This is a genomic window from Corynebacterium sp. HMSC063G05 (genome assembly GCF_001810555.1).
Lineage (GTDB): Bacteria > Actinomycetota > Actinomycetes > Mycobacteriales > Mycobacteriaceae > Corynebacterium > Corynebacterium jeikeium_D.
The window spans coordinates 109,524-133,091 of record NZ_KV801846.1 but is presented as its reverse complement, the minus strand read 5'-3'; the positions used below and the strand labels follow the sequence as shown (position 1 = coordinate 133,091).

Annotated in this window: 22 protein-coding genes and 1 tRNA gene; 5 read left to right on the top strand and 18 right to left on the bottom strand. The window is 60.1% G+C overall.

What is annotated here, in order from left to right; all coding sequences use genetic code 11:
* Window positions 1-145: 145 nt before the first annotated feature.
* Window positions 146-217, bottom strand: a tRNA-Asn gene (locus HMPREF2751_RS04435).
* 276 nt (window positions 218-493) lie between these two features.
* On the opposite strand from HMPREF2751_RS04435, the gene HMPREF2751_RS04430 reads away from it, so the two are divergent.
* Together HMPREF2751_RS04430 and HMPREF2751_RS04425 are read left to right on the top strand one after the other, a co-directional pair.
* Entirely contained in the window at window positions 494-1,651 is a 1,158-nt protein-coding gene (locus HMPREF2751_RS04430; protein WP_070595545.1) for an S-(hydroxymethyl)mycothiol dehydrogenase, read from the top strand.
* Window positions 1,648-2,280 (top strand): MBL fold metallo-hydrolase, encoded by a 633-nt coding sequence (locus HMPREF2751_RS04425; RefSeq protein ID WP_049170745.1) that lies wholly within the window; start codon window positions 1,648-1,650, stop codon window positions 2,278-2,280. Before HMPREF2751_RS04430 ends, HMPREF2751_RS04425 begins: the two co-directional genes overlap by 4 nt.
* Before the next feature lie 14 nt (window positions 2,281-2,294).
* On the opposite strand, the gene dnaG is transcribed toward HMPREF2751_RS04425, so the two are convergent.
* Window positions 2,295-4,226 carry a DNA primase gene (gene dnaG, locus HMPREF2751_RS04420; RefSeq protein WP_080971472.1) on the bottom strand — a complete coding sequence of 644 codons (1,932 nt, stop codon included), beginning with the start codon at window positions 4,224-4,226 and terminating at the stop codon, window positions 2,295-2,297.
* A 120-nt stretch (window positions 4,227-4,346) separates the two neighbouring features.
* Between dnaG and HMPREF2751_RS04415 the strand changes: the two genes are divergently transcribed.
* Complete coding sequence (locus HMPREF2751_RS04415; RefSeq protein ID WP_049170742.1) at window positions 4,347-4,850, top strand: guanyl-specific ribonuclease; 504 nt, start codon at window positions 4,347-4,349, stop codon at window positions 4,848-4,850.
* A 4-nt stretch (window positions 4,851-4,854) separates the two neighbouring features.
* Here the strand turns inward: HMPREF2751_RS04415 and HMPREF2751_RS04410 are convergent, their stop codons facing one another.
* Window positions 4,855-6,147 carry a deoxyguanosinetriphosphate triphosphohydrolase gene (locus HMPREF2751_RS04410; protein WP_049170738.1) on the bottom strand — a complete coding sequence of 431 codons (1,293 nt, stop codon included), beginning with the start codon at window positions 6,145-6,147 and terminating at the stop codon, window positions 4,855-4,857.
* Between the two features lie 28 nt (window positions 6,148-6,175).
* Here HMPREF2751_RS04410 and HMPREF2751_RS04405 point away from each other — a divergent pair, with 28 nt between their 5' ends.
* A complete protein-coding gene (locus tag HMPREF2751_RS04405; protein ID WP_222867517.1) occupies window positions 6,176-8,209 on the top strand; it encodes a TPM domain-containing protein in 2,034 nt (677 codons plus the stop codon).
* A gap of 8 nt (window positions 8,210-8,217) precedes the next feature.
* Here the strand turns inward: HMPREF2751_RS04405 and HMPREF2751_RS04400 are convergent, their stop codons facing one another.
* Genes HMPREF2751_RS04400 through HMPREF2751_RS04390 form a run of 3 tightly spaced genes read right to left on the bottom strand, consistent with a single transcriptional unit; the run spans window position 8,218 to window position 10,576 of the window.
* The gene (locus HMPREF2751_RS04400; protein ID WP_049170733.1) at window positions 8,218-8,634 is read right to left on the bottom strand and encodes a hypothetical protein; all 417 of its coding nucleotides are present in this window, start codon (window positions 8,632-8,634) and stop codon (window positions 8,218-8,220) included.
* On the bottom strand, window positions 8,622-9,191 hold the full coding sequence (locus HMPREF2751_RS04395; RefSeq protein ID WP_049170730.1) for a hypothetical protein: 570 nt from the start codon (window positions 9,189-9,191) through the stop codon (window positions 8,622-8,624). Before HMPREF2751_RS04395 ends, HMPREF2751_RS04400 begins: the two co-directional genes overlap by 13 nt.
* Entirely contained in the window at window positions 9,191-10,576 is a 1,386-nt protein-coding gene (locus HMPREF2751_RS04390) for a glycine--tRNA ligase (protein ID WP_049170727.1), read from the bottom strand. Before HMPREF2751_RS04390 ends, HMPREF2751_RS04395 begins: the two co-directional genes overlap by 1 nt.
* 190 nt (window positions 10,577-10,766) lie before the next feature.
* On the opposite strand from HMPREF2751_RS04390, the gene HMPREF2751_RS04385 reads away from it, so the two are divergent.
* On the top strand, window positions 10,767-11,261 hold the full coding sequence (locus tag HMPREF2751_RS04385; protein WP_016423111.1) for a Fur family transcriptional regulator: 495 nt from the start codon (window positions 10,767-10,769) through the stop codon (window positions 11,259-11,261).
* Window positions 11,262-11,297: 36 nt separating this feature from the next.
* Here the strand turns inward: HMPREF2751_RS04385 and HMPREF2751_RS04380 are convergent, their stop codons facing one another.
* The 12 genes from HMPREF2751_RS04380 to HMPREF2751_RS04325 form a co-directional block, all read right to left on the bottom strand.
* Window positions 11,298-12,020, bottom strand: a complete 723-nt coding sequence (locus HMPREF2751_RS04380) for an isoprenyl transferase (RefSeq protein ID WP_371325897.1) — start codon at window positions 12,018-12,020, stop codon at window positions 11,298-11,300.
* 28 nt (window positions 12,021-12,048) lie between these two features.
* The gene (gene recO / locus HMPREF2751_RS04375) at window positions 12,049-12,798 is read right to left on the bottom strand and encodes a DNA repair protein RecO (RefSeq protein ID WP_070549895.1); all 750 of its coding nucleotides are present in this window, start codon (window positions 12,796-12,798) and stop codon (window positions 12,049-12,051) included.
* 4 nt (window positions 12,799-12,802) lie between these two features.
* Window positions 12,803-13,744 carry a GTPase Era gene (era, locus tag HMPREF2751_RS04370; RefSeq protein WP_042389423.1) on the bottom strand — a complete coding sequence of 314 codons (942 nt, stop codon included), beginning with the start codon at window positions 13,742-13,744 and terminating at the stop codon, window positions 12,803-12,805.
* 4 nt (window positions 13,745-13,748) lie between these two features.
* On the bottom strand, window positions 13,749-15,077 hold the full coding sequence (locus tag HMPREF2751_RS04365; protein WP_016423115.1) for a hemolysin family protein: 1,329 nt from the start codon (window positions 15,075-15,077) through the stop codon (window positions 13,749-13,751).
* Window positions 15,074-15,607 (bottom strand): rRNA maturation RNase YbeY, encoded by a 534-nt coding sequence (gene ybeY / locus HMPREF2751_RS04360; protein ID WP_005511056.1) that lies wholly within the window; start codon window positions 15,605-15,607, stop codon window positions 15,074-15,076. The genes HMPREF2751_RS04365 and ybeY overlap by 4 nt, the downstream gene beginning before the upstream one ends.
* 16 nt (window positions 15,608-15,623) lie before the next feature.
* Window positions 15,624-16,652: a PhoH family protein gene (locus HMPREF2751_RS04355; protein ID WP_070549896.1), complete on the bottom strand. Its 1,029-nt coding sequence runs from the start codon at window positions 16,650-16,652 to the stop codon at window positions 15,624-15,626.
* Between the two features lie 12 nt (window positions 16,653-16,664).
* Complete coding sequence (locus HMPREF2751_RS04350) at window positions 16,665-17,444, bottom strand: 16S rRNA (uracil(1498)-N(3))-methyltransferase (protein WP_070549897.1); 780 nt, start codon at window positions 17,442-17,444, stop codon at window positions 16,665-16,667.
* A 44-nt stretch (window positions 17,445-17,488) separates the two neighbouring features.
* Window positions 17,489-18,619 (bottom strand): molecular chaperone DnaJ, encoded by a 1,131-nt coding sequence (gene dnaJ, locus HMPREF2751_RS04345; RefSeq protein WP_049170716.1) that lies wholly within the window; start codon window positions 18,617-18,619, stop codon window positions 17,489-17,491.
* Window positions 18,620-18,621: 2 nt separating this feature from the next.
* A complete protein-coding gene (hrcA, locus tag HMPREF2751_RS04340) occupies window positions 18,622-19,659 on the bottom strand; it encodes a heat-inducible transcriptional repressor HrcA (RefSeq protein WP_070549898.1) in 1,038 nt (345 codons plus the stop codon).
* 9 nt (window positions 19,660-19,668) lie between these two features.
* Window positions 19,669-20,832, bottom strand: coding sequence for a radical SAM family heme chaperone HemW (gene hemW / locus HMPREF2751_RS04335; RefSeq protein WP_070595540.1), 1,164 nt, complete (start codon window positions 20,830-20,832; stop codon window positions 19,669-19,671).
* Complete coding sequence (locus tag HMPREF2751_RS04330; protein ID WP_016423121.1) at window positions 20,829-21,515, bottom strand: hypothetical protein; 687 nt, start codon at window positions 21,513-21,515, stop codon at window positions 20,829-20,831. Before HMPREF2751_RS04330 ends, hemW begins: the two co-directional genes overlap by 4 nt.
* A gap of 205 nt (window positions 21,516-21,720) precedes the next feature.
* Entirely contained in the window at window positions 21,721-23,553 is a 1,833-nt protein-coding gene (locus HMPREF2751_RS04325; RefSeq protein ID WP_016423122.1) for an AMP-dependent synthetase/ligase, read from the bottom strand.
* Window positions 23,554-23,568 lie beyond the last annotated feature (15 nt).

The following is a 23,568-nucleotide window of genomic DNA, read 5'->3' as shown; positions in this document are numbered from 1 at the left end:
CCCGGAAAAGACACACTTTTCTTTACTTAACCCCACGCTTTTCCGACTTTCCTAGGGCTTGGATTATTTTCTGTCTGTTTTTGTCTTCTTCGTCTTCTTAAACGAAAACCAGGCCAGAGAAAAACTCTCTGACCTGGCTTAATTGCTCCTCCAGCTGGACTCGAACCAGCAACCCTTCGATTAACAGTCGAATGCTCTGCCATTGAGCTATGGAGGAATATCCACCGCACAGAACCGGCTAAACCGAACTTCGGCCATGCCGTTCCTTGCGACGGATAGATACTTTACCCAGACCCCTTGAAACTCACAAATCGCCAGGTCAAAGGTCAATTTAGACCTCTTTTCCCCACACGCCATGACATCGCTGCAAGTTCTCGGAGCCACGCAATCCACACAATCCGCGCAACCTCACACAGCCCCACGAAGCCCTCTACCAGTACTGAAAACGCTTTCCATCATGCACTTTTCATACCGCGCTCATACGATGGGGCTTATGTCTGAACAAACCAACGGAACCGAAAACACCGAGCAAACCGCACGCGTTGTGCGCGGCGTTATCGCCCGCGAAAAAGGCGCACCTGTAGAACTTACTGATATCCACATCCCGTCCCCGGGCCCGAACGATGTCATTGTCGACATCCAGGCCTGCGGCGTCTGCCATACAGACCTGGCTTACCGCGACGGCGATATCACCGACGAGTACCCGTTCTTCCTCGGCCACGAGGCCGCAGGCGTGGTCTCCGAGATTGGCGAAGAGGTCACGCATGTTGCCGTCGGCGATTTCGTTGTCCTCAATTGGCGCGCCGTCTGTGGCGAGTGCCGCGCCTGCAAGCGCGGTGAGCCACAGTACTGCTTTAGCACTTTCAACGCCTCCAAGCCCATGACGCTTGCCGACGGCACCGTCCTCACCCCGGCACTTGGAATCGGCGCTTTTGCGGATGCCACCCTCGTCCACGAGGGCCAGTGCACCAAGGTCGATTCGGCAGCCGATCCGGCCGTTGCGGGCCTGCTGGGCTGCGGTGTCATGGCCGGCATCGGTGCGGCTATTAACACCGGCGAGGTTAAGCGCGGTGAATCGGTAGCCGTCATCGGCTGCGGTGGCGTTGGTACGGCCGCTATCGCCGGTGCCAAGCTGGCCGGCGCTAGCAAGATTATTGCCATCGACATCTCGGACGAGAAGCTGGATACCGCCCGCGAATTCGGCGCGACCGAGACCATTAACTCTGCGGAGCTGGCTAAGAGCGATAAGGGCACCGGGGAAGAGGATCCCGTCGTTAAGCGAGTGCGTGAGCTGACCGACGGTTTCGGTGCTGATGTCGTGATTGATGCGGTCGGCCGTCCGGAAACCTACAAGCAGGCGTTCTACGCCCGTGACCTGGCTGGACGCGTTGTTCTGGTCGGTGTTCCGGCGCCGACAATGGAGCTGGACATCCCGCTGGCGGATGTGTTTAGCCGCGGTGGTGCGTTGAAGTCGTCCTGGTACGGCGACTGCCTACCAGAGCGCGACTTCCCGATGCTGGTGGATCTGTCGTTGCAGACCCGCCTGCCATTAGAGGGCTTCGTGACGGAGCGCATTGGCATTGAGGATGTTGACGAGGCCTTCGAAACCATGAAGGCCGGTAAGGTACTGCGATCGGTGGTGACGCTGTGAACAAGGGTTTGAGGGTCGACCACGTTCTCACGTCGGGCACGTTCTCGCTCGATGGTGGCACGTGGGACGTAGACAACAACGTATGGGTGCTCGGCGATGACCGTGAGGTCATTGTCATCGATGCGGCGCATGAGGCGCAGCCGATTATTGACGCGGTGGATGGCCGCAAGGTAAAGGCGATTGTATGCACCCACGCGCACAACGACCACATCACTGTGGCCCCTGAACTGCAGGAGAAGCTCGACGCTCCCCTGCTCGTCCACCCGGGCGACCAGATGCTGTGGGAGCAGTCCTGGCCGGACCTGGCGCACGAGGACCTCGCGCACGGTCAGCGCCTGGAGATTGCAGGCACGGAGGTTGTCATTATTAACACTCCGGGCCACTCCCCTGGCTCGTGCTGTCTGTACGTACCGGAGGCCGCGGAGCTGTTCTCTGGTGACACGCTGTTTTCCGGCGGTCCGGGGGCGACCGGTCGGTCCTACTCGGATTTCGACACGATTATTAACTCCATCCGCGACAATCTGCTGACTCTGCCTGCGGAAACGACTGTCCGCACGGGTCATGGCGACCACACGACGATTGGCCGCGAGGCTCCGCACTTGGAAGAGTGGATTCGCCGCGGCTACTAGTCGCTAGCCACTAGCTACTCAAACACGACCTTGACCGCCTCTGCTTGCAGTTCGCGGCGGTACTGCTCCATCGCGAGCAGGTCCGCGAACAGCGAGTTGTAGGCGGTTTCGTCGTCTGAGGGGCGCATTCGTGAGAGCATCGCCTTCAGCTGTGCAATTTGGTCACCGACCCACACCTCCTGCAACCGCGCCAGAATCGCCTGCGCATACGGGCGCAGCGTCTCTGCATCGACGGCGATTTGCTCCACGCCCAGCTCAGTCACGAGATGCTTGACGACGTCCTCCCGCGCCTGATCCATAATTGCGGTCGCCCAACTATGTGGCTGTGTGGCCGCTTCCCCGCAGGCACCACCTGCAGCCATGATGGCATCGAATACCGCCCGGTAGGTCGGATGCCCAAAGGTCTCGGGTGCGAGCGCATCGAATACCGGGCCGGTGGTGGCGGGCTCTTGAATTGCCAGCTTGAGGGCCTCACGCTGCGCATAAAGCACAGGGTCCCGCGGGTTTGGATACGGCAGTGCCGGGTTGCGCCGGCGCCGCGCTTCCTCCGCCTCTTCACGGGCCCGGGCCTCTTCTTGGCGACGCTGGTAGGGAGTGCGCTTTTCATTCTGTGGCCGACTGGCCTCCTCGCGGACGCGCTGCACAAGCTCGGCTTCATCATTCCAGCCAATCCAGCCGGCAACTTCGCGGGCATACTCATCGCGCAGCGCCGCGTCCTTGAGCTGGGCCAGGACAGGCACCACTCGGCGCAGCCCGGAGACCCTGCCATTAGCGGTGGTCAGGTCATAGTCGGCCAGAAGTGTGCGGAGGACAAATTCGATCAATGGCCGTCGTGAAGCAACGAGATCGCGCACTGCGGCCTCGCCCTTCTTCTGGCGCAGATCGCACGGATCCATGCCGTCCGGCGCGACCGCGACGTAGGACTGGCCGGTGAAGTTCTGCTCCCCCTCGAAGGCGCGCATGGCGGCCTTCTGTCCTGCCTCGTCGCCGTCGAAGGTGTAGATGAGTTCGCCGCGGAAGAAGTTGTCGTCGAGCATGAGACGGCGCAGCAGCTGGAGGTGTTCCTCGCCGAAAGCGGTACCGCAGGACGCGACGGCCGTGGTCACGCCTGAGGCGTGCATGGCCATGACGTCAGTGTAGCCCTCCACGATTACAGCCTGATGACCAGTGGCAATGTCCTTCTTTGCCAGATCCAAGCCGAAAAGGACCTTGGACTTCTTGTACAGCATGGTCTCGGGCGTGTTCATGTACTTGCCCAGATTGTCATCGTCGAAAAGCTTGCGGGCACCAAAACCGATGACATCGCCGGACATATTGCGGATCGGCCACATGAGACGACGGTGAAAACGATCGATCGGCCCCATGCGCCCCATCTTGGAAAGACCCGCCTTATCCAGCTCCTCGAAGCTAAAGCCCAGGCGCTGCAGGTGCTTGGTTAGAGTGTCCCAGCCGGCTGGCGAGTAACCACAGCCGAACTGGGCCGCGTGCTCGGCGGTGAAGCCGCGGTTTTCCAGAAACTCGCGCGCGGGCGCTGCCGCTGGCGTGGAGAACTGTTCGCGGTAGAACTTCTGTGCCTCGCGGTTTGCGGCGATGAGACGCTGTCGGGTTCCCGGTTCCTCGCGACGGCCCGTGCCGCCGCCCTCATAGTTAATGTGGAAGCCAATTTTCTCCGCACAGGCTTCGACAGCCTCCGGGAAAGACAGGTGTTCCATCTCCATGAGGAAGCTGAATACATCACCGCCCTTGCCGGTGGAAAAGCAGTGGTAGTAGCCATGATTGGGGCGTACGTGGAACGACGGCGTGCGCTCGTCTTTAAAAGGCGATAGCCCTTTCAGAGAATCCGCGCCAGCCGGTTTGAGGTTCACGTATTCTGCAACGATCTCCTCAATCGGAGTCCGTTCGCGGATTGCCGCGATATCGGAGTCCGGAATTCTTCCCCTAGCCATGAAAATAACCTTACCCAACCCGTCCAATCGACTCCGCCGTAGAGGTTTCGCTTGCCGACGAGCCGCCCGCGCTCAACCCAAAAACGTGCCGGCGGCGACAGATATGGAAAGATACTAGCCATGGCTGAGTGGAAGAAGATTGCGAGCGGCGTAGGCGCTGCCGCCCTGGTGCTGGCTGGTAGTTATTTCGGGCTCGATGGCGGAGACCAGAACTCTACGGCATCCGAGAACTCACAGGGGTCGCAGGATTCCACTGCCTCCAGCGCGAAACCAGGCCCTAAACCTGGCCCCAACTCGGGCAGCAACAAGGCTGGCACAAAGGGTGCCACCTGCGCAGTAGATACCCTGCCGCAGGAGGCCGACGATGTTATCGACCGCATCCTGACCGACCAGGACCACATCTACTCGCAGCACGACGGCAAGCACTTCGGCAACTACGAGGGACGCCTGCCGAAGGAGCGCGGTGACTACTACCGCGAATACACCGTGACCACCCCGGGCAATTCCAGCCGCGGTGCACGCCGCATCGTTGTCGGCGGCGGTTCCGAAAACGATCCGGATGTCTGGTACTACACCGACGACCACTACGAGAGCTTCTGCGAAATTCCTGACGCGGAGGAGTAGACAACTATCCCCACGCCGCGGCCACACCAGCAATCTGGCGATCAAGCCGCTCTACACGCGATTCCGTCATCGACGCTAGCTGATCAACGATAACCCGCAGCCGCGCTTGGTCACTCTCCGCCCGGGAATAGAGCCACTGGAACATCGGATCAAGCGTCCCTGGAGCACCTTCCTGCAGATACTCGGCCACCCGGAAAAGACGATCGCGTTCACGCTCCTGACGGCGAATATGACGCGGAAGATCCATCACATACAGCACGGCGATGGTCTTCAGCATGGTGACCTCCGCCAGAATCGAGCTGGGCACGGCGAGGTCCGCGTCGTAACGCCCGAGCGGAAGCGTCGACCCGGAGGCAGCACGCGTACCCGCGACGGAAGCCGTGACGAAACGGCCGACCAGCTCCGAGGTCATCCGTTTCAGCGCGACCAGCGAGCGCAGCGAACCATCATAGGACGCCGCAGCTGATACCACCGGCAAGCTGGCAAGACGCCCGGCAGCCTCGACGAGCTCCGCTGGATCGCCACCAAATGCGGCAGCGCCCTTGTCAGCGAGCGCGGCCAGTTCCACCGTGTCCCACAGAACACCCAGGTCAACGCGGCCAGAGACGATGCCATCCTCGACATCGTGGACGGAATAGGCGACATCGTCAGACCAGTCCATAATCTGCGCCTCAAGACACTGCTTGCCGTGCGGAACGCCCTGGCGAATCCACTGCAGAATCGCAGCATCTTCCTGGTAAGCCCCGTACTTGTGGCGGAGCTGACCATCGGGACCGATCGGTGTCCACGGGTACTTACAAGCCGCATCGAGCGCCGCCCGAGTGAGATTGAGTCCGCAGGGCTCACCTGTACCATCGAGCGCCTTCGGCTCGAGGCGAGTGAGAATACGCAGCGTCTGCGCGTTGCCCTCAAACCCGCCGCACCCAGCGGCAATCTCGTTGAGGGCGCGCTCGCCGTTGTGGCCATACGGCGGATGCCCGATGTCATGGGTCAGGCCGGCCAGCTCTGCGAGATCCTCATCTGCACCCAACTCGCTGGCGATTCCGCGGGAAATCTGCGCGACCTCCAGCGAGTGAGTCAGGCGTGTGCGCGGAGTATCGCCCTCCCCTGGCCCCACAACCTGGGTTTTGTCAGCCAGCCTGCGCAGCGCTGCGGAGTGCAGGACGCGGGCGCGATCTCGTGCAAACGCCGCCCGGTGGGTTTCCAAGGACTGCACCCCGGGCAGCAATGACTGCTTCGGAGACTCCTCGACAATACGGGCGAGTTCAAAAGATGAATACGAAAATTTACCGGCCACGTGATTATTGTTACGTATCCTTGTAGATATGTCTGACAGGAATCGCGTGTTTCGCCCCCTTTACCTTGCTGCATCGGGTGCTTTCCTCGGCCTGAGCATGCCGCTAATTACTGCCGCGCTACCGGCACAGCCACCGGTTCACGCACCTGCTTCGCTGCTGGCACTCGCACCGTCAGCACCACTGTCGCACGCCGAGGCACCGACAGATGTGTCGGGCGAGGTGGCTGATCTCGCAGGTGTGCTGAGCGGCGGCGATGAAGCTCGTCTGAAGGAGCAGATTCAGCAACTCAAGACCGACAAGCGACTCCTGTTCTCGGTGTTTTATATCAAGAGCTTCGACGGCATTCAGGGCCAGCAGTGGGCACAGCAGGCCTGGGAACACCTCGGAGCTGCCGACAACCGCGGTGTCATCGTCGTCGCTGTGGAAGACCGAAACCTCGGCGCTTTCGTCGGAGACTCCTTCCCCCGCAACGCGGAGGCCATCAACAGGGCAGCTCAAGGGCAGTTGTTAGAGGATGACAACTGGGCAGCTGCGGGTGAAGCTGCCATCGCCGAGGCAGGCGGTGGCAGCGGCTCCGCCGGTGGGTGGGCGCTCGGTGCCGGCCTCGGTGGTGCCGCCGTTGTCGGTGGCGCCACCTGGGCCGTGGGCCGTCGCAATAAGAAGAAGCGCGATGAGGAGGAGATCGCTCGTGGCCGCAACATCGACCCCAGGGATGTCTCTTCGCTGGACTCGCTGAGCACCAGCTCGCTCGATGTTCTTGCGCACGATGAGATTGTCAGTACCGATGAGTCCATTCGCAAGGCCAACACCGAGCTCGACCTCGCTCGCGCTGAGTTCGGCACCGAACGCATCCGCAGCTTCGACAACGCACTGAAGCACTCTCAGTCCACGCTCGAGCGCGCGTTTGCACTTCGCCAACAGCTTGACGACGGCTCCGTGACCGACGAAATCGAGCGCCGCAGTGTCCTACTGGAGATTATCTCCACCTGTGGTGTTGCGGATGACCAGCTCGACGGCGAGGCCGCAAACTTCCAGAAACTCCGCCAGGAGTTAATGAATGCTGAAGCGACCATTTCAAAGCTCACTCAGCGAAGCGTCGAGCTGCGCTCACGTATGCCGCGTGCCGGCGAAATTCTCGACGGTCTGCGCGCACGTTACGAAGAGCAGATGCTCAGCTCTGTGACCGACAATATCGACATGGCCACGGAGCACCTGAATCAGGCTGACCAGTCAATGACTGAGGCCCGCCGCATCGCGGACCTACCCGCCGGTGAGCAAGGTGGTCTGATTGATGCACTGTCGGCCACCGACTTTGCGCTCACACAGGCAGAGAGTCTTCTGGAGGCCATTGAACACGCCGATAGCGATATTCACGCTGCAGTCGCGGGGCTGGCTTCCCTTATCGCCGAGGTCCGGGGTGAAATCGATGAGGCCTCGCACCTGATGTCGGCACCGCAAGGCGCCAACATCAACCGCGAGCGTCTCAATGCAGCCATCGAAGCAGGCCGCGAAGCACTCGGTGTGGCAGCCAATAAGTCCGAAGTGGATCCACTGAGTTCCTGGACCGCACTGACCGATGCCGATGAGCTGCTCGACGAAGCCCTCGACTCCGCTCGAGATAAGGCCGCGTCGTTCGCCCGCGCTACCGCTACTTTGCAGCACAGCATGCAGGATGCCGACAATCACATTCGCGCCGCGGCTGACTTAATTGCTACCCGCCGCCGTGTGGTTGGCGCTGAGGCTCGCACTCGCCTCGCAGAGGCGCAGCGTGCTTACGGCTCTGCTCAGGGCTTCGCCAACGACGATCCGCGAAAGGCTTTGGCCTACGCACGTCGTGCGCGCAAGCTCGCGGCTGAGGCCGCTGACTTGGCCCGCCGTGACATCCGCCGCTACCAGGATCAGCGCCGCGGTGGCGGCAGCAACGGTTCGATGGTCGCCGGCATGGTGCTAGGCAGCATGCTCAGCAACAACAGCGGCTTTGGTGGCAGTATCGGCGGATTCGGCGGTTTCGGCGGAGGTTCGAGCCGACCAGGCGGCTCCGGCAGCACAATGGGCTTCTAGATTCCCGCCTAAATTCGCATCTGGCGTGGTCCATCCACAGACCACGTCGCCAGAGCGGCGGCAATCAGCCAGTCTTCGAAACTCCCCCGGAAGTCTCCTTTCTGGGCATAGACACCAAATACCCCTCGGCCTAGGCTGTCCTCTCTGACGATTCGGGCGAGCTCATAGCCTGGCCGTTCGATGTCGAAGACCGTGCGAATTCCCCGTCCTTCTCTGTTTAGGACGAAAGAATCCCCCTCATCCGGATTCGTCATCACTAGCGCGTTCGTGCTAAAAAAGCGGGCTTTCACCTGCCAGCCACGCCCTTGTGGCGAGGTGATCCAGAAAGCACTAAAGACCCCGACCTGACAGCTCCAGCCGTCGGACAGGGTCTTTTTGTACTCGTCGTAAACGACGCCGTCTGCAATAGTTGCTACACGATCCACACCCAAATCATATAGGCAATCAGCAAGAGCAAGCAGACAGTGAGAATCCAGGTAGAGGAAACCATGCGGGACTCCAGCACTCGACGAGCACTGTAGACCAGGAAGATCTTCTCCTCTTCCGGCAGCGCACGGCCCTCATCGGTGTCGAACTGCACCTCTGCGTGGCGCACGCCACGGGACGCACCGGTAAACTGGCCCCACTTCTCGCCGGTCTTCGCATTCTCGATGACGTAGTTCGTCGATCCCTCGCACACCAGCTTGCCTTCAGGACGCTCCGGCCCAAAGGTCACTGAAAGCTGCTTGGCTCGCGAAATCTTGTCACGGTCAGCAGCAACGGTCGAGAACACGCGGCCGTCGGGAAGCGTGGCGGAAACACGGTGATTAGCAGAGGCGTCAATGACCCACTCCCCTTCCGGGGTGTTGAGGCGATCGCCCTGCTCATCACGGATGTACGTGCCGACTTCGGTGCTTTCCTTCAGAATCGGCCAGGTTTGCTCGGATTTTTCCCGAGAACCGTCGCCGAGACTATAGGATTCCCAAAAAACTTCTTCGGCCATTAGCAGCCCACCAGGCGAGCTGCGAGGTAGCCTTCCAGCTCGTCAATCTTGACGCGCTCCTGCTCCATGGTGTCGCGGTCACGGACGGTCACAGCGTTGTCCTCGAGAGTATCGAAGTCAACGGTGACACAGAACGGAGTACCGATCTCATCCTGGCGACGGTAACGACGGCCGATAGCACCGGAGGTGTCGTAATCGACGGCCCAGTACTGGCGCAGCTTGTCGGCGACAGCCTCAGCAGTCGGAGTCAGGGTGTCCTTCTTCGACAGCGGCAAAACAGCAACCTTAACCGGCGACAGACGCGGGTCCAGCTTCAGCACAGTACGGGTGTCGGTGCCGCCCTTTGCGTTCGGCACCTCTTCCTCGGTGTAGGCATCACACAGGAAGGCCATCAGGGCGCGGGTCAGACCGAAGGACGGCTCAATGACGTACGGAACGTACTTTTCGCCGGTGACCTGGTCGTGGTAACGCAGGTCTTCCTTGGAGTGCTCGATGTGGCAGCCGAGGTCGTAGTCCGTACGGTTGGCGACACCCATCAGCTCGCCCCACTCGTTGCCCTGGAAGTGGAAGCGGTACTCGAAGTCAATCGTGCGTGCAGAGTAGTGAGCGCGCTCGTCCTTCGGAACGTCGAACTGACGCATGTTCTCCGGGTTAACGCCCAGGTCAATGAACCAGTTCCAGCAGGCGTCGACCCACTCATCGAACTTCTCTTCCGCCTGGTCCGGTGCGACGAAGTACTCGATCTCCATCTGTTCGAACTCGCGGGTACGGAAGATGAAGTTACCCGGGGTGATCTCGTTGCGGAATGCCTTACCGGTCTGGCCGATACCGAACGGTGGCTTCAGGCGAGCCGTGGTCATAACGTTCTTGAAGTTGACGAAGATACCCTGAGCGGTCTCCGGGCGCATGTAGTGCAGGCCCTGCTCATTGTCGACCGGGCCGAGGAAGGTCTTCATCAGACCGGAGAACATCTGCGGCTCGGTCCAGTTGCCCGGCTGACCGGTCTCCGGGTCCGGAACGTCTGCCAAACCATTGGCCGGCGGGTGACCGTGCTTGGCCTCGTAGGCCTCCAGCAGGTGGTCAGCGCGGTAGCGCTTGTGGGTGTGCAGGGACTCCACCAGCGGGTCGGTGAAGGTAGCGACGTGGCCGGAAGCTTCCCAGACCTGGCGCGGCAGGATAATGGAGGAATCCAGGCCGACGACATCCTTACGGCCGGTGACGAAGGTCTTCCACCACTGGCGCTTGATGTTTTCCTTCAGCTCCACACCCAGGGGACCGTAATCCCATGCCGAGCGGGTACCGCCGTAAATTTCACCACACGGGTAAACGAACCCCCTGCGCTTACACAGGTTGGCGACGGTATCGACAACTGACTTAGGTGCCACGGTCTAGACCACTCCTTATAAATGGCTTCGCATCGCACACCACACGCCTTTTCCGGGCACACAATTCAGCCCGTTCCGTGCGGCGAACGACATAATGAAAAGCAAAATGTACTGACCCCAACAGGCCAGTTAAAAGTTCCCCTATACTCTAGCGCATCTTGTCCAACCGATACCGGGTAGTGTCGGTTACATGGCTGGCGAAGATATGCACGAAGTTAGTTCTGGCGAAAACCCACGTGGTACGGGCTCCCCCGCTAGCACCGGGGCACACGCCTCCGCGCGGCCGGCCGCAACCCGCATCGGCCAGCGCAGTACTCGCCAACGCCGCGCCGTCGTGTCGATTATGAGTGAGGCCCCTAATTTTCGCTCCGCTGCTGACATTCATAAGTCGCTGACGGAACGTGGGGACAAGGTCGGCTTGACGACGGTCTATCGGACGCTCCAGTCCCTTGCAGAAATGGACATTGTCGATGTTCTGCACAATGCCTCCGGAGAGGCTCTCTACCGGCTGTGCGGTGACCACCACCATCATCACCTGGTCTGCACCGATTGCGGCAGCACCGTTGAAGTCGCCGGCGGCCCTGTCGAGCAGTGGGCTCACAGCCTTGCGGAGGAGCACGGTTTTAATCTGACCGGGCACACTGCTGAGGTCTTCGGCCTGTGCAGGGACTGCCAGAAGAAGTAGCCCGGGCTCCCTCCCCCCCCCTAAAAAATATCGGCTCTAGGCCTTGCCGAACCTACGGTCGCGCTTGGCGTACTCCACCACTGCGGCGCGCATGTCATCCCGACCGAAATCCGGGAAAAGCTTGTCCTGATAGACCATCTCCGCATAGGCGGACTGCCAGATTAAGAAGTTGGACGTGCGCTGCTCGCCCGATGGACGCAGGAACAGATCAACATCCGGCATAGTCGGCTCATCCAGGAACTGTGCGAAAGACTTCTCGGTCAAGTCATATTCGCTGAGCTCCTCCGCTGCTGCCTGACGAGCAATCTCTCTAGCAGCATCAACAATTTCAGCGCGACCACCGTAGTTGACGCACATATACAGAGTTAGCGCGTCATTGTCCTTCGTCTGCTCCTCGGCAATCTCAAGTTCCTTAATAACCGAGCGCCACAGTCGCGGGCGACGCCCTGCCCAACGCACGCGAACGTTCTTCGAATCCAACTCATCACGACGTCGGCGCAGCACATCGCGATTAAAGCCCATAAGGAATCGGACCTCATCGACCGAACGGCGCCAATTCTCAGTGGAAAATGCGTAAGCCGACAGGTGCTTGACGCCCATCTCCAAACAAGCATCGACGCACTCCATCAGCACGGCCTCACCACGCTTGTGCCCCTCGGTGCGTTTGAGCCCACGCTGTTCGGCCCATCTACCATTGCCGTCCATCACGAGCGCGATGTGATTGGGCACGAATTGCTGCGGTACAGGAGGATTCAACACGCTTCCTATTGTGCCCCACCGCTACTGCTTACTGCCAAAAAGCATCCACATGTTCCAGCGCCGGCACCCGGCGGCCCAGGTAGTACTGCAGGTACTTCGCCGTTAGGGTACGCGCCGTCGCAATCCGCCCCTCAAAATCGCTTGACGACGTATCGATGCCCGCCCATTGCTCATGAGCAAGCTGCCACATCAGATGCAGAACCTCGGTCGGCGGAGTATCTGCACCCGGTGGCCTGCAGTTGGTGCACACTGCTCCGCCCAGTGCGGGAGAAAACGCGTGGTGAGGGCCGGCTTTGCCGCAGCCTGCGCATTCAAAGAGGCTTGGCTGCCAACCGGCCTGCGCCATTGCTCGCAGAATGTAGGAGGTCAGCAACAAATCGGGGCGATGGCGACCGGCCGCAACGTCGTCGAGCGATTGAGTGGTGAGATCCCACAATTCGGGAGCCGGCACTTGCTCCTCGCCGACAATGCGTTCGGCGACGTCCAGGACTGCACACGCACAGGTGTAGCGCGCATAGTCGTCGACAAGCGGTGCTGCCCACGTGCGCACGGTATCTGCGCCTGCGATAGTGGACAGTCCTCGGCGTGGGTAGATGTTGACATCCACGTCGACGAATGGTGAGAGGCGCGAGCCGAAGCGGCTCTTCGCGCGCCGCACGCCTTTGGCGACACCGCGGACTAAGCCGTGGTCGCGGGTGAAAAGGACGATGATGCGGTCGGCTTCGCCGAGGTCGTAGCGGCGTACGACCAGCGCACGGTCGCGATACGGCTCGACCAACTTTTTAGAATCCCAACTTGCCCAGCTGCTTCGGGTCCGACTGCCAGTCCTTCAATACCTTCACCCGCAGGTCAAGGTAAACATTCTGACCGAGCAGCGCAATGAGTTCCTTACGAGCCTTATGAATGGTGGTGCCCATGCGTCGACCGTCGCGCCCCATGAGGATGGACTTCTGCCCCGAACGCTCGACATAGATAACGGCGTGGACATCCAGGACGCCTTCGCGGTCCTGGTTTGGCAGCACCTCATCAATCTGGACTGCCACGGAATGCGGCAACTCATCGCGCAGACCGCCGAGGGCCGCCTCGCGGATGAGCTCTGCCATCCGGGTGTGCAGATCCTCATCGGTGATGTGCCCCTTCGGGTACAGGCGCGGTCCCTCCGGCAACTGGGAAGCCATGACATCAATCAGCGTGTTGATGTTCTCGCCGGACTTCGACGACAGTGGCACCAGCTCGGCATCCGGACCGAGCAACTCCTGCAGCTCGATCAGGCGCTCAATAATGGTGTCGCGCGAGACCTTATCCACCTTGGACACAATGCCCATGATGTTCTTGCAACCTTTGGAGACGTTCTCGTAAATCCAGCGGTCACCGGGGCCAATTTTCTCGTCGGCAGGCACGACCATCGCGACCAAGTCCACATCGGAGTAGGTCTCCTGAACCATGTCATTCAGGCGCTCACCGAGCAGCGTGCGTGGCTTGTGCAGACCTGGCGTATCCACGACAACAATCTGACAGTTCTCGCGGTGGACTACACCTCGGACTGGATGACGCGTGGTTTCCGGCTGGTTAGCGGTAATAGCGATCTTCTCGCCCACCAGGGAATTGGTCAGCGTCGACTTACCGGTATTCGGACGCCCCACGATAGAGACGAACCCAGAGCGAAAGCCCTCCGGCGCACTGTAATCATCAGCATCTCCGCCAAGTCCAGCATTGGCCAGCATGTCATCAAGATTGCCCATCAGTATCTTCTTCCTCGGAGTAAAACTCCGCAGTCGGCTCCACCACCACAGTGCGTACCCGCATACGACCACGACGGTCACGCGAGCCCTCGGCGGTAAACTTCAGTCCTGCATATTCTACGTACGAACCGGGCAGTGGCACACGTCCAAGCTCATATGCCAACAGACCGGAGACCGTATCCACCTCATCGGTGACCTCGTCATCGAAGACGAGTTGGCGCCCGTGGGCTTCGTCGTAAAGCTCTATGAGCTCGCCCAAGCTGAGGCGCGCCTGCACGCGGTAGGAGGCATCCCCCAGTGGTTCGATGGGGGCCTGCTCGGCCTCGTCGTATTCGTCGGCAATCTCACCGACAATCTCCTCGAGGATGTCCTCAATAGAGATAAGACCGGCGACCGATCCATATTCGTCGATGAGAATGGCGATGTGATTGCGGGTGCGCTGCATTTCATCGAGCAGGTCATCCAGTGGCTTGGAATCGGGCACAAAAACGCAGTCACGCATGACCTCGGAGACGCGAACACCGCGACCGCCATCAGTACGCGAGTACGTCTGCTGGACAATGTCCTTCAAGTAAATGACGCCGACGATGTCCTCAACGCTCTCGCCAATCACCGGCAGTCGCGAGTGACCCGACTTCACGCATAGGGCCACTGCCTGACCACAGTGCTTATCCGCCTCAATCCACACCATCTCTGGGCGCGGAACCATAACAACGCGTGCCGACGTTTCCGCGAGATCGAACACAGACTGAATCATGCGGCGCTCATCGTGCTCCACAATGCCGCGCTCCTGGGCGATATCGACCATCTCGCGCAACTCGACTTCAGTGGCGAACGGGCCATCGCGGAAGCCACCACCAGGGGTGATGATGTTGCCGAACCAAATCAGCAACTTTTCCAGTGGCCCCAACACCTTGGCCATAAAACTCAGAACGACCGCGGTGGCGAGGGAAATCGAGTACGGATTCTTCCGACCCATCGTGCGGGAAAACACCCCGAGGACCAGGAAGGTGAACAGAGCCAACAACACCACTGCAGCCACAATGGCCCAGCGCTCCGGCTCGAAAAGCTTAAGACAAACTGCCGCAAGCGTCACTGCACCGATTGACTCGCACAGCGTACGCAAAATCACCAGCACATTGACGTGCCGAGCGCGATTTTCTACGACCTTGAGAAGCGCATTAGCACCTGCGACCTCGTCACGCTGCAGCTCTGCCACGCGCGCACGGGAAATGCCTGCGACCGCAGTTTCGACTGTGTTAAGTCCGCCAGCGCAGATCATCGCCACAACGGCGACAATTATCAAAGTGATCATCGCTCGTTAGAACGCTCCGGGAACGCATTGGGGTTAATTGGTTTTTCGGAAAAGCTCACGCCACGACGATCGATGTCGTCGTACCAATCCGCCAACAGGCCATTCTGCAGGGAGAACATCTGGCGCTCTTCCTCCGCCGTGACATGGTCATAACCCAACAGGTGCAGTACGCCGTGCACGGTGAGCAGTACCAACTCGTGGCTCAGCGGATGGCCTGCACGCTCCGCCTGCCCCGCGGCAAACTCCGGGCACAACACAATGTCGCCCAGCATCGCAGGCCCTGGGCTAGCTGCATCTGGTCGGCCAGAGCCAGGAGTGAGCTCATCCATCGGGAAGCTCATCACATCAGTCGGCCCCGGCAGATCCAGCCAGCGCACATGGAGGTCTTCGATCGTCTTCAAGTCGACAATGTGAATGCTCAGCTCAGCTGCCGGATGCACGTCCAGGCGGCCCAGCGCATAACGGGCAACGTCGATAAGCGACTCTTCATTGACGCCCTGACCGGACTCGTTGAAAACTTCAATGCTCATGTAATTTCAGCGTCCTTTATCGCTTTGTGGCGGACTGTCGCTTTTGTGGGGACTCGGCGCCCTGTTCAATACCTTCGTTATAGGCATCGTAGTCATCGTAGGCCTCGACAATTGCGGTTACCAGCGGGTTGCGCACCACATCCGCAGCCGCCAGCGCCGGAAAAGCGATTCCCGGCACACTGCGCAGCACCTCACGGGCGACAGCTAGACCGGACTTCTGCCCTCGAGGCAGGTCGACCTGGCTGGCGTCACCGGTGATGACCATCTTCGAACCGAAGCCCAGGCGGGTGAGGAACATTTTCATCTGCGCCGGAGTAGTGTTCTGTGCTTCGTCGAGAATGATGAACGCATTGTTCAAGGTACGACCGCGCATGTACGCCAGCGGTGCGACCTCCACTACCCCAGTTTCCATCAGCTTTGGAATCAGCTCTGGCTCAAGCATTTCGCGCATCGCATCGTGCAATGGGCGCAGGTAGGGGTCAATCTTCTCGTGCAGAGTACCCGGCAGGAAGCCCAGGTTCTCACCCGCCTCCACTGCGGGGCGAGTCAGAATAATGCGTTCTACCTGCTTATTCTTCAGTGCAGCAACCGCCTTGGCCATGGCCAAGAAGGTCTTGCCCGTACCGGCTGGGCCGATACCGAAAACAACGTTATAGCGGTCGATGGCATCGACGTAGTTCTTTTGTCCCTCGGTCTTGGGACGCACGGTCTTGCCACGATGTGTCACGATGCCGCCACCGAGCACCTCGCTGGCGGACTTCTCCCCGCGATCCACAATGCCCACCGCGTGCCGCACCGACTCCGGGGAGAGCTCGTGCCCACGACGGGCCATTGCCTCTAGCTCCTTGAACGCGCGGACAGCCAACGAAACATCCGCCGGAGCACCCTTGATTGTCACAACTCCGCCGCGGACATGAATATCCGCTGCCAGCAGAGATTCCAGCAGACGTAGGTTCTGATCCGCATGACCGACCACAATCGGCGCGAGATTGTCATCGAGCTCGACGACGGCAGTGGTACGAGCAGTTACTGAATACTTTGTCATTATGCGTCTATCCTACTGACCAGGCGTGGGTGCGCCGCCCCAGCGCTTTGTCAACGGGCCCAGTGCGCAAAGAGCAGCAGCTCCCGCGAGGGCGCTGCGGAGAACTGTCGGGCCGAGTACTACCGAGCTAGCACCTGCGGCGCGGAAGGCCTCGAGTTCCCCAGGGCTGACTCCCCCTTCTGGGCCGACGATGAAAAGAACCTTGTCAGCGTTTGCTGCCTGCGCGGCGAAGTCCACGAACGGAGCTGTTTCCTCCTCGTGCAAAACTGCTGCCACACCACCTGCTGACGTGGTTTCCTGGATGAGTTGCTCAATATCAGCGGAGCTATGCAGGTCAGCGACCGGCGGAATCCATGCACGACGAGCCTGCTTGGCTGCCTCGCGCGCAGCCGACTGCCACTTGGCGCGGGCCTTAGTGACCTTCGCGGTACCCTGCCATCGGGCCACACAATTCACGGCCGCCCAGGGGATAATCTCATCGACCCCAGCCTCGGTCATCAAATCGACCGCAAGCTCAGCACGATCCGACTTCGGCAGTGCCTGCACCACAGTGACGTGCGGGCGCGGACGTGGACGTTCCTCGGCGGCAACTACGCGAACGTGGACCTCACGCGGATCTACGTGCATGAGCTGTGCCCGCACCACCTTGTCCGCACCATTGGCAAGAAGAATCTCCGCGCCCTCCTTCAGCCTGCGAACGCTGATGTGCTTTGCCTCCGACCCGAGGATTCGAATGATTTCTTCCGGGCGCGGCAGCTCGGTGAACTCACCGAGGAATACGGGCAAACTCATGTGTGCTTCACACTCACTGGAGGGGGCTTTGGGGATGGCGTGTTCTAACGGCGGCGGAATCGGGAGAAGAAACCGTTGCGCTCACTCGAGTCTGCCACCTTGGCATCATCATCGCGGTGCTCGCGTAGCTTCTCCAGCAGCTCGCGGGACTTGCGGTCCAGCTTCGTCGGCACCGTGACATCGACGTGTGCGACCACGTCGCCGTTGCCCTCGCCGCGCAGATGCGGCATGCCCTTACCCGACAGACGAATCTGCTCTGCCGGCTGGGTGCCCGAATCAACCTTGATGGTCATTGGTTCGCCGAGCAGGTCGTCGACCTCAAACTCGGTACCAAGTGCGGCATCAGCCATGGGCACCTGCACGTTAAAGTGCAGATCATCGCCCTCACGCTCGAATACAGGGTGCGGGTCCATGGCAACTTCCACGTAGAGGTCACCCGCCGGGCCACCGCCCGGACCGACCTCGCCCTGCCCTGCCATGCGAATACGCATGCCATCAGAGATACCTGCCGGAACGTTGACCGTCAGATCACGGCGAGCACGGACGCGGCCATCGCCACCGCAGTTGTTACACGGATCGGGGATGATCTCGCCGGTGCCCTCACAAGTCGGGCACGGCCGCGAGGTCATCACATTGCCCAGGAAAGAACGCTGGACCTGTTGAATCTCGCCAGTGCCATCACAGCTGGTACACATCTTCGGCTTGGACTTGGACTTCGAGCCGGTTCCCTCGCACTGCTCACACAGCACCGCGGTGTCCACCGTGATGGGCTTGCGGACACCGGTGAATGCCTCATCGAGGCCCAGAGAAATACGCAGCAGCGCATCTGCACCTGGCTGCACACGCGAGCGGCGCTGGCGGGTACCGCCGGCACCGCCGAAGAATGCCTCGAAGATATCGCCGACTCCGCCGCCGCCGAAACCGCCGAAGCCACCGCCTGGCATACCGCCCTGCGGATTGAGAGGATCTCCTCCCATATCCACAATCCGGCGCTTTTCAGGATCCAGCAGGACCTCGTTCGCTTCAGAGGCCTCACGGAACTTCTCCGCAGCTTCTTCATCACCCGGATTACGGTCTGGGTGGTACTTGAGCGCCAGCTTTCGGTACGCCTTCTTAATCTCAGCGTCCGTAGCGTCCTTCTCCACTCCGAGGATGCCGTAATAGTCGCGTGCCAACTTTAGCTACTTCCTTTCAATACCCGGCCAACGTACTGTGCAACAGCAGCAACCGAGGAAATTGTTCCCGGATAATCCATAAATGTGGGGCCAACTACTCCCATGCCACCCAAAATCTCGGTGCCGGTGCCATAGCCAGTTGAAACAACTGAAGTAGCGCGCAGCTCCTCGTCCTCGTTTTCCTCACCGATAGAAACGCGGACATGGTGTAAATCCTGCGCGGCCGACAGCAGTTTCAACACGATCACCTGTTCTTCGAGAGCCTCAAGAACCATGGGCAACGTAGAAGGTAAGCGACCGGCCATATTACCACGGGTCAAATTCGACGCCCCGGCCAGGATGAGCCTGTCATTCGGCCTCTCAATTAACGACTCCACCAGCACCGTCGAGCAGCGGATGATTACATCCCGCAAATCGCGCGGGGCGTTAGCCGCAAGATCGGAAATCGCAATCGACGCGTCGGCAAGTGTGTGCCCCGACATTGCACGGTTGAAATGCTCACGCAACAGCGGCACGAGATCGGGATCCATCGGTGCTGGCAGCTCGACATTGCGCTGCTCCACGCGCCCGGTGTCGGTGATGACTACCAGCAACAATCGCGCGTCGGCGAGCTGGACGACCTCGCAGTGTCGGACGCGGGAGACCTCCAGCGTCGGCACCTGCACTACTGCGACCTGGCGGGTTAGCTGGGCCAGCAGCTGCACACTTCGGCGCAGCACGTCCTCCAAATCGACGCCACCTTCGAGGAACTCGAGGATAGCTCGGCGCTCAGCCCGGGACAGCGGCTTAATCTGCGAAAGGTTGTCCACAAAAAGGCGGTAGCCCTTCTCAGTCGGGATACGCCCGGACGATGCATGTTCCTGCTGGATATAGCCCTCGGCCTCCAGCACAGCCATGTCATTTCTAATGGTCGCCGAGGACACACCCAGATTGTGGCGCTCCACCAGAGCCTTCGAGCCGACCGGCTCCTGGGAAGCTACGTAATCCGAGACAATTGCCCGAAGAACTTCCTGCCTGCGCTTATCCGTCTGAGATGACATGCGGATAGTTTAACTAAGGATGTCAACAATTATTGCGTCGGCCAGCAAACGGCCGCGATTTGTCAGCTGAATCCGCTGACCACCATCGACGGAAACAAACTCCACCATGCCCGCTTCCGCTTGCCGACGTGCCTTGTCCAGTTCATCCTCACCGAGCAGATTGGCATCAATACCCTCGGCCAGGCGGAGGCCCAGCATAATCTTCTCGGTGTGTCGATCCTCGGCCGTTAGCCCTTCTGAATCCTTGACTGGCAACTCGCCGCCGGAAATGGTCACCGCGTAGCGAGCCGGATGCTTGACGTTGTAAAACCTCGTGCCATCCAGGTGCGAATGTGCACCGGGGCCCGCACCCCACCAATTTCCATCGCGCCAGTAGAGCATGTTGTGGCGACACTGGCCACCCGGCTTCGCCCAGTTGGACACCTCATACCAGGAGAAACCGACTTGACTCAGTGCAGCATCGATGCGCTCGTAGCGATCGGCGAGATCGTCGTCGTCAGGCATCGGCAGCTCACCGCGACGAACCTTACGCGCCATCGCGGTACCTGGCTCGACAATCAGCGAGTACGCCGAAACATGATCGACGTCCGTGGCCAGGACTGCCTCCAACGTCGTATCGAGGTTCGCCATCGACTCCCCTGGCGTGCCATAGATAACGTCGAGGTTGATGTGCTCAAAGCCGGCCGCGCGTGCCTCCGCCACTGCCGCCGCAGGACGCCCCGGCGTGTGCGTACGATCCAGAGTGGCCAGCACATGCGGCACAGCCGACTGCATGCCCAGACTCACCCGGGTAAACCCTGCCTCGGCCAAGCCTTCGAAAAACTCCGGGGAGGTCGACTCGGGATTCGACTCGGTGGTGACCTCGGCGTCGTCGGCAAGCCCAAAGCTGTTGCGCACACCGTCGAGCAGGCGACGAAGACCACTCGCCCCCAACATCGACGGCGTACCACCGCCGACGAATACGGTATCGGCGCCACGCGCTAGTTCGGGGTGCTTTACGACGGCCATCTCGAGCTCAGCCACGATGGCATCGAGGTAGTCTCCCTGCGTTGCGCCACTGCCCAGCTGACCTGGCGTGTACGTGTTGAAATCACAGTAGCCACAACGGGTGGCACAGAATGGGACGTGTAAGTAGACACCGAAGGAATCGGTGTGTGCGGAGGCTTCGCTCACGCATGCTCCTTGGCTCGACGTTGCTTGACGCGGCGGACAATTTCATCGATGCGGGCACGTTCCATCAGGAACTCCGGAGGCCTACGGCCGCGCAGCGCATTGGCAACTGCCGGATGAGTCTCGGGAACAGCAACACACCAAGCGGCGGCAGCGGACAGTGCACGGCGGCCAGACTGTGCGTAAAGCTGCGGAAGCACCACACTACCGAGCTTTTCCACGCCTCGGATGTTTTCGGCGGAAACCCAGTCGGCGAGTTCCTCCAGGTAAGAAGCCACGGCATCGGAGCGAGCAATCATTGCCTGCGTGACCGTAGGGACTGCAACCGGATGCTTCAAAGGAGCCGGAATGAGCGACAGTGACTGCACATCCGGCGACTTCGGTGCCGGATGCGGGTGTCGACGCGGTGTCGAAGCGGAGGAAAGAGTACCGATGCGCCCCGAGCGAATGCCGGAGGTAAACGCTTGGCGTAGACCATCAAGCTCACCAATCAGAGGGCGGCAGTCCTCAACGGCCTCGTCGACGATGTCAGCGAGCTCGAGGACACATTCGTCCACCAGCTCACGATCTACATCAGCAACCGCCTGAGCAAGGTGCTCGATGTGTTCGGCAACTTCGTCACCAATGTCGTAGAGCTCTTGGGTCACTTCGCGCAGGCGTAGCCGAGCATCGAAGTGGTTAATCATTGCCCGCCCTCCCACGACATCTTCGGCGCCGGTGACATCATTGCAGTCTTCCGCTTTCGAATATCGACGAACATTGACGAATGCCGACTTTCGAAAACTGAAAACTCCTTAAAAATTTCTAGCGCCCCTCACCTTAATGGGGTGAGGGGCGCTAGCGCGGTAACAACACGCTGCCGTTTTCTATCGGCAGCGGGTAGACCGTGAATTAACGCTGGTAGAGAGCCTCAATGTCACGCGAGTAGTTGTCCATGACAATGTTGCGCTTGACCTTCATGGTCGGGGTCAGCTCGCCGCTTTCCTCGGTGAAGTCACTGTCCAGAATATGGAACTTCTTAATGGCCTCTGCGTGAGAAACCAGCTCGTTAGCGGAGTTGACGGCGTCCTGAATCTCGGCGCGCAAAACTGCGCTGGAGGCAGCGAGTTCACGGATCGAGGTGTGCTCGGGGACGGAGTGCTCAATCTTCCACTTCTCCAGTGCCTCCTCATCGAGAGTGACCAACACGGAGACGAACGGACGACCATCGCCGATGACGACTGCCTGGGACACCAGCGGGTGCGCACGCATGCGGTCTTCCATCGGGCCCGGCGCGACATTCTTACCACCAGCGGTGACAATGAGGTCCTTCTTGCGGCCGGTGATCTTCAGGTGGCCTTCTTCGGTCAGCTCACCGAGGTCACCAGTCTTAAACCATTCGCCGTCGATGAAGGCTTCCTTGGTTGCCTCTTCGTTCTTCCAGTAGCGGTCGAACACAACCGGACCACGGAGCAGAACTTCGCCGTCATCAGCGATAGCGGCGGAGCAACCACCGACCGGACGACCAACGGTACCAATAATCTGCTCGCTCGGGTTGTTCACGGTGACGGCAGCCGTGGACTCAGTCAGACCGTAGCCTTCGTAGACAGGCACACCGAGACCACGGAAGAAGTGCCCGAGGTCAGAGGACAGAGCCGAACCACCGGAAATGGTGTACTGCACGGCCTCACCCATAGCTGCGCGAATTTTCGAGAACAGCAGGCGATCGTAGAGCTGGCGACGCAGCTTCAAGACACGCGACGGACCTGCCGGAGTATCCAGTGCCTTGGAGTACTCGATGGCGGTGGCCTCAGCACGCTCGAACATGGCCAGGCCGAATGCGCCCTTCTCCTTAGCGGAGGCGTAGGCGGAGTCACGAACCTTCTCGAACACGCGCGGCACACCGAGAATCATGTGCGGACGGGAACGCTGGAACTCCAGGGTGACGGTCTTGGTATCAGCCCAGTGAGACTGGGTAGCACCGGAAATCATCGAAGCCAGGGACACTGCGTGAGCCAACACGTGCGCCAACGGCAGGAAGGTCAGAATGCGGTTCCCCGGACGGGCAATCAGGCCAATCTCGTTGGTGAGGATGGCGCGGGCCTCCGCCAGCCAGTTGCTGTGCAGGAGCACGCAGCCCTTCGGACGACCAGTGGTACCGGAGGTGTAAATCACGGTTGCCAGGTCGTCGGCCTTGGTGTCCTTGATGCGGCGCTCGACCTCGTCGCCGTCAATGTCACGGCCTTCGTAGCTAATGGTGTCAGTAGCGGAAGCGTTAATCTCCAGTACACGACGCAGCTGAGACTCGCCCTCCGGGTTCTCGGTGCCCTTTTCGACCAGCAGAGGCTTCATGCGGTCGGTGTGCTCACGCGACTCGGTAAATGCGAAAACAGCACCGGAGTTTTCAATAATCCAACGAATCTGGCCAGACGAAGAAGAGCCGTAAATCGGGACAACAGCAGCGCCTGCCATCCAGATAGCGGTATTGATCAGGTTCCACTCGTAGCGAGTCTCACTGAGCAGCGCTACGCGGTCGCCCGGCTGAACACCGTTGGCAATTAGCCCCTTAGCGACGCCCTTTGCCTCGTCATAGAACTCCTGAGCAGTGACATTTACCCACTCAAAGTTCTTGGGGCGAGTGAAAAGCACCAGCTTCGGGCGCTTCTGCACCAGCTCCTGCAGCGAGGTAATAATCGTTTCGTCCTCGCCGATGACGTATTTCGCCTCGGTAGTATATTCACGCATCGAGTTACAAACCCC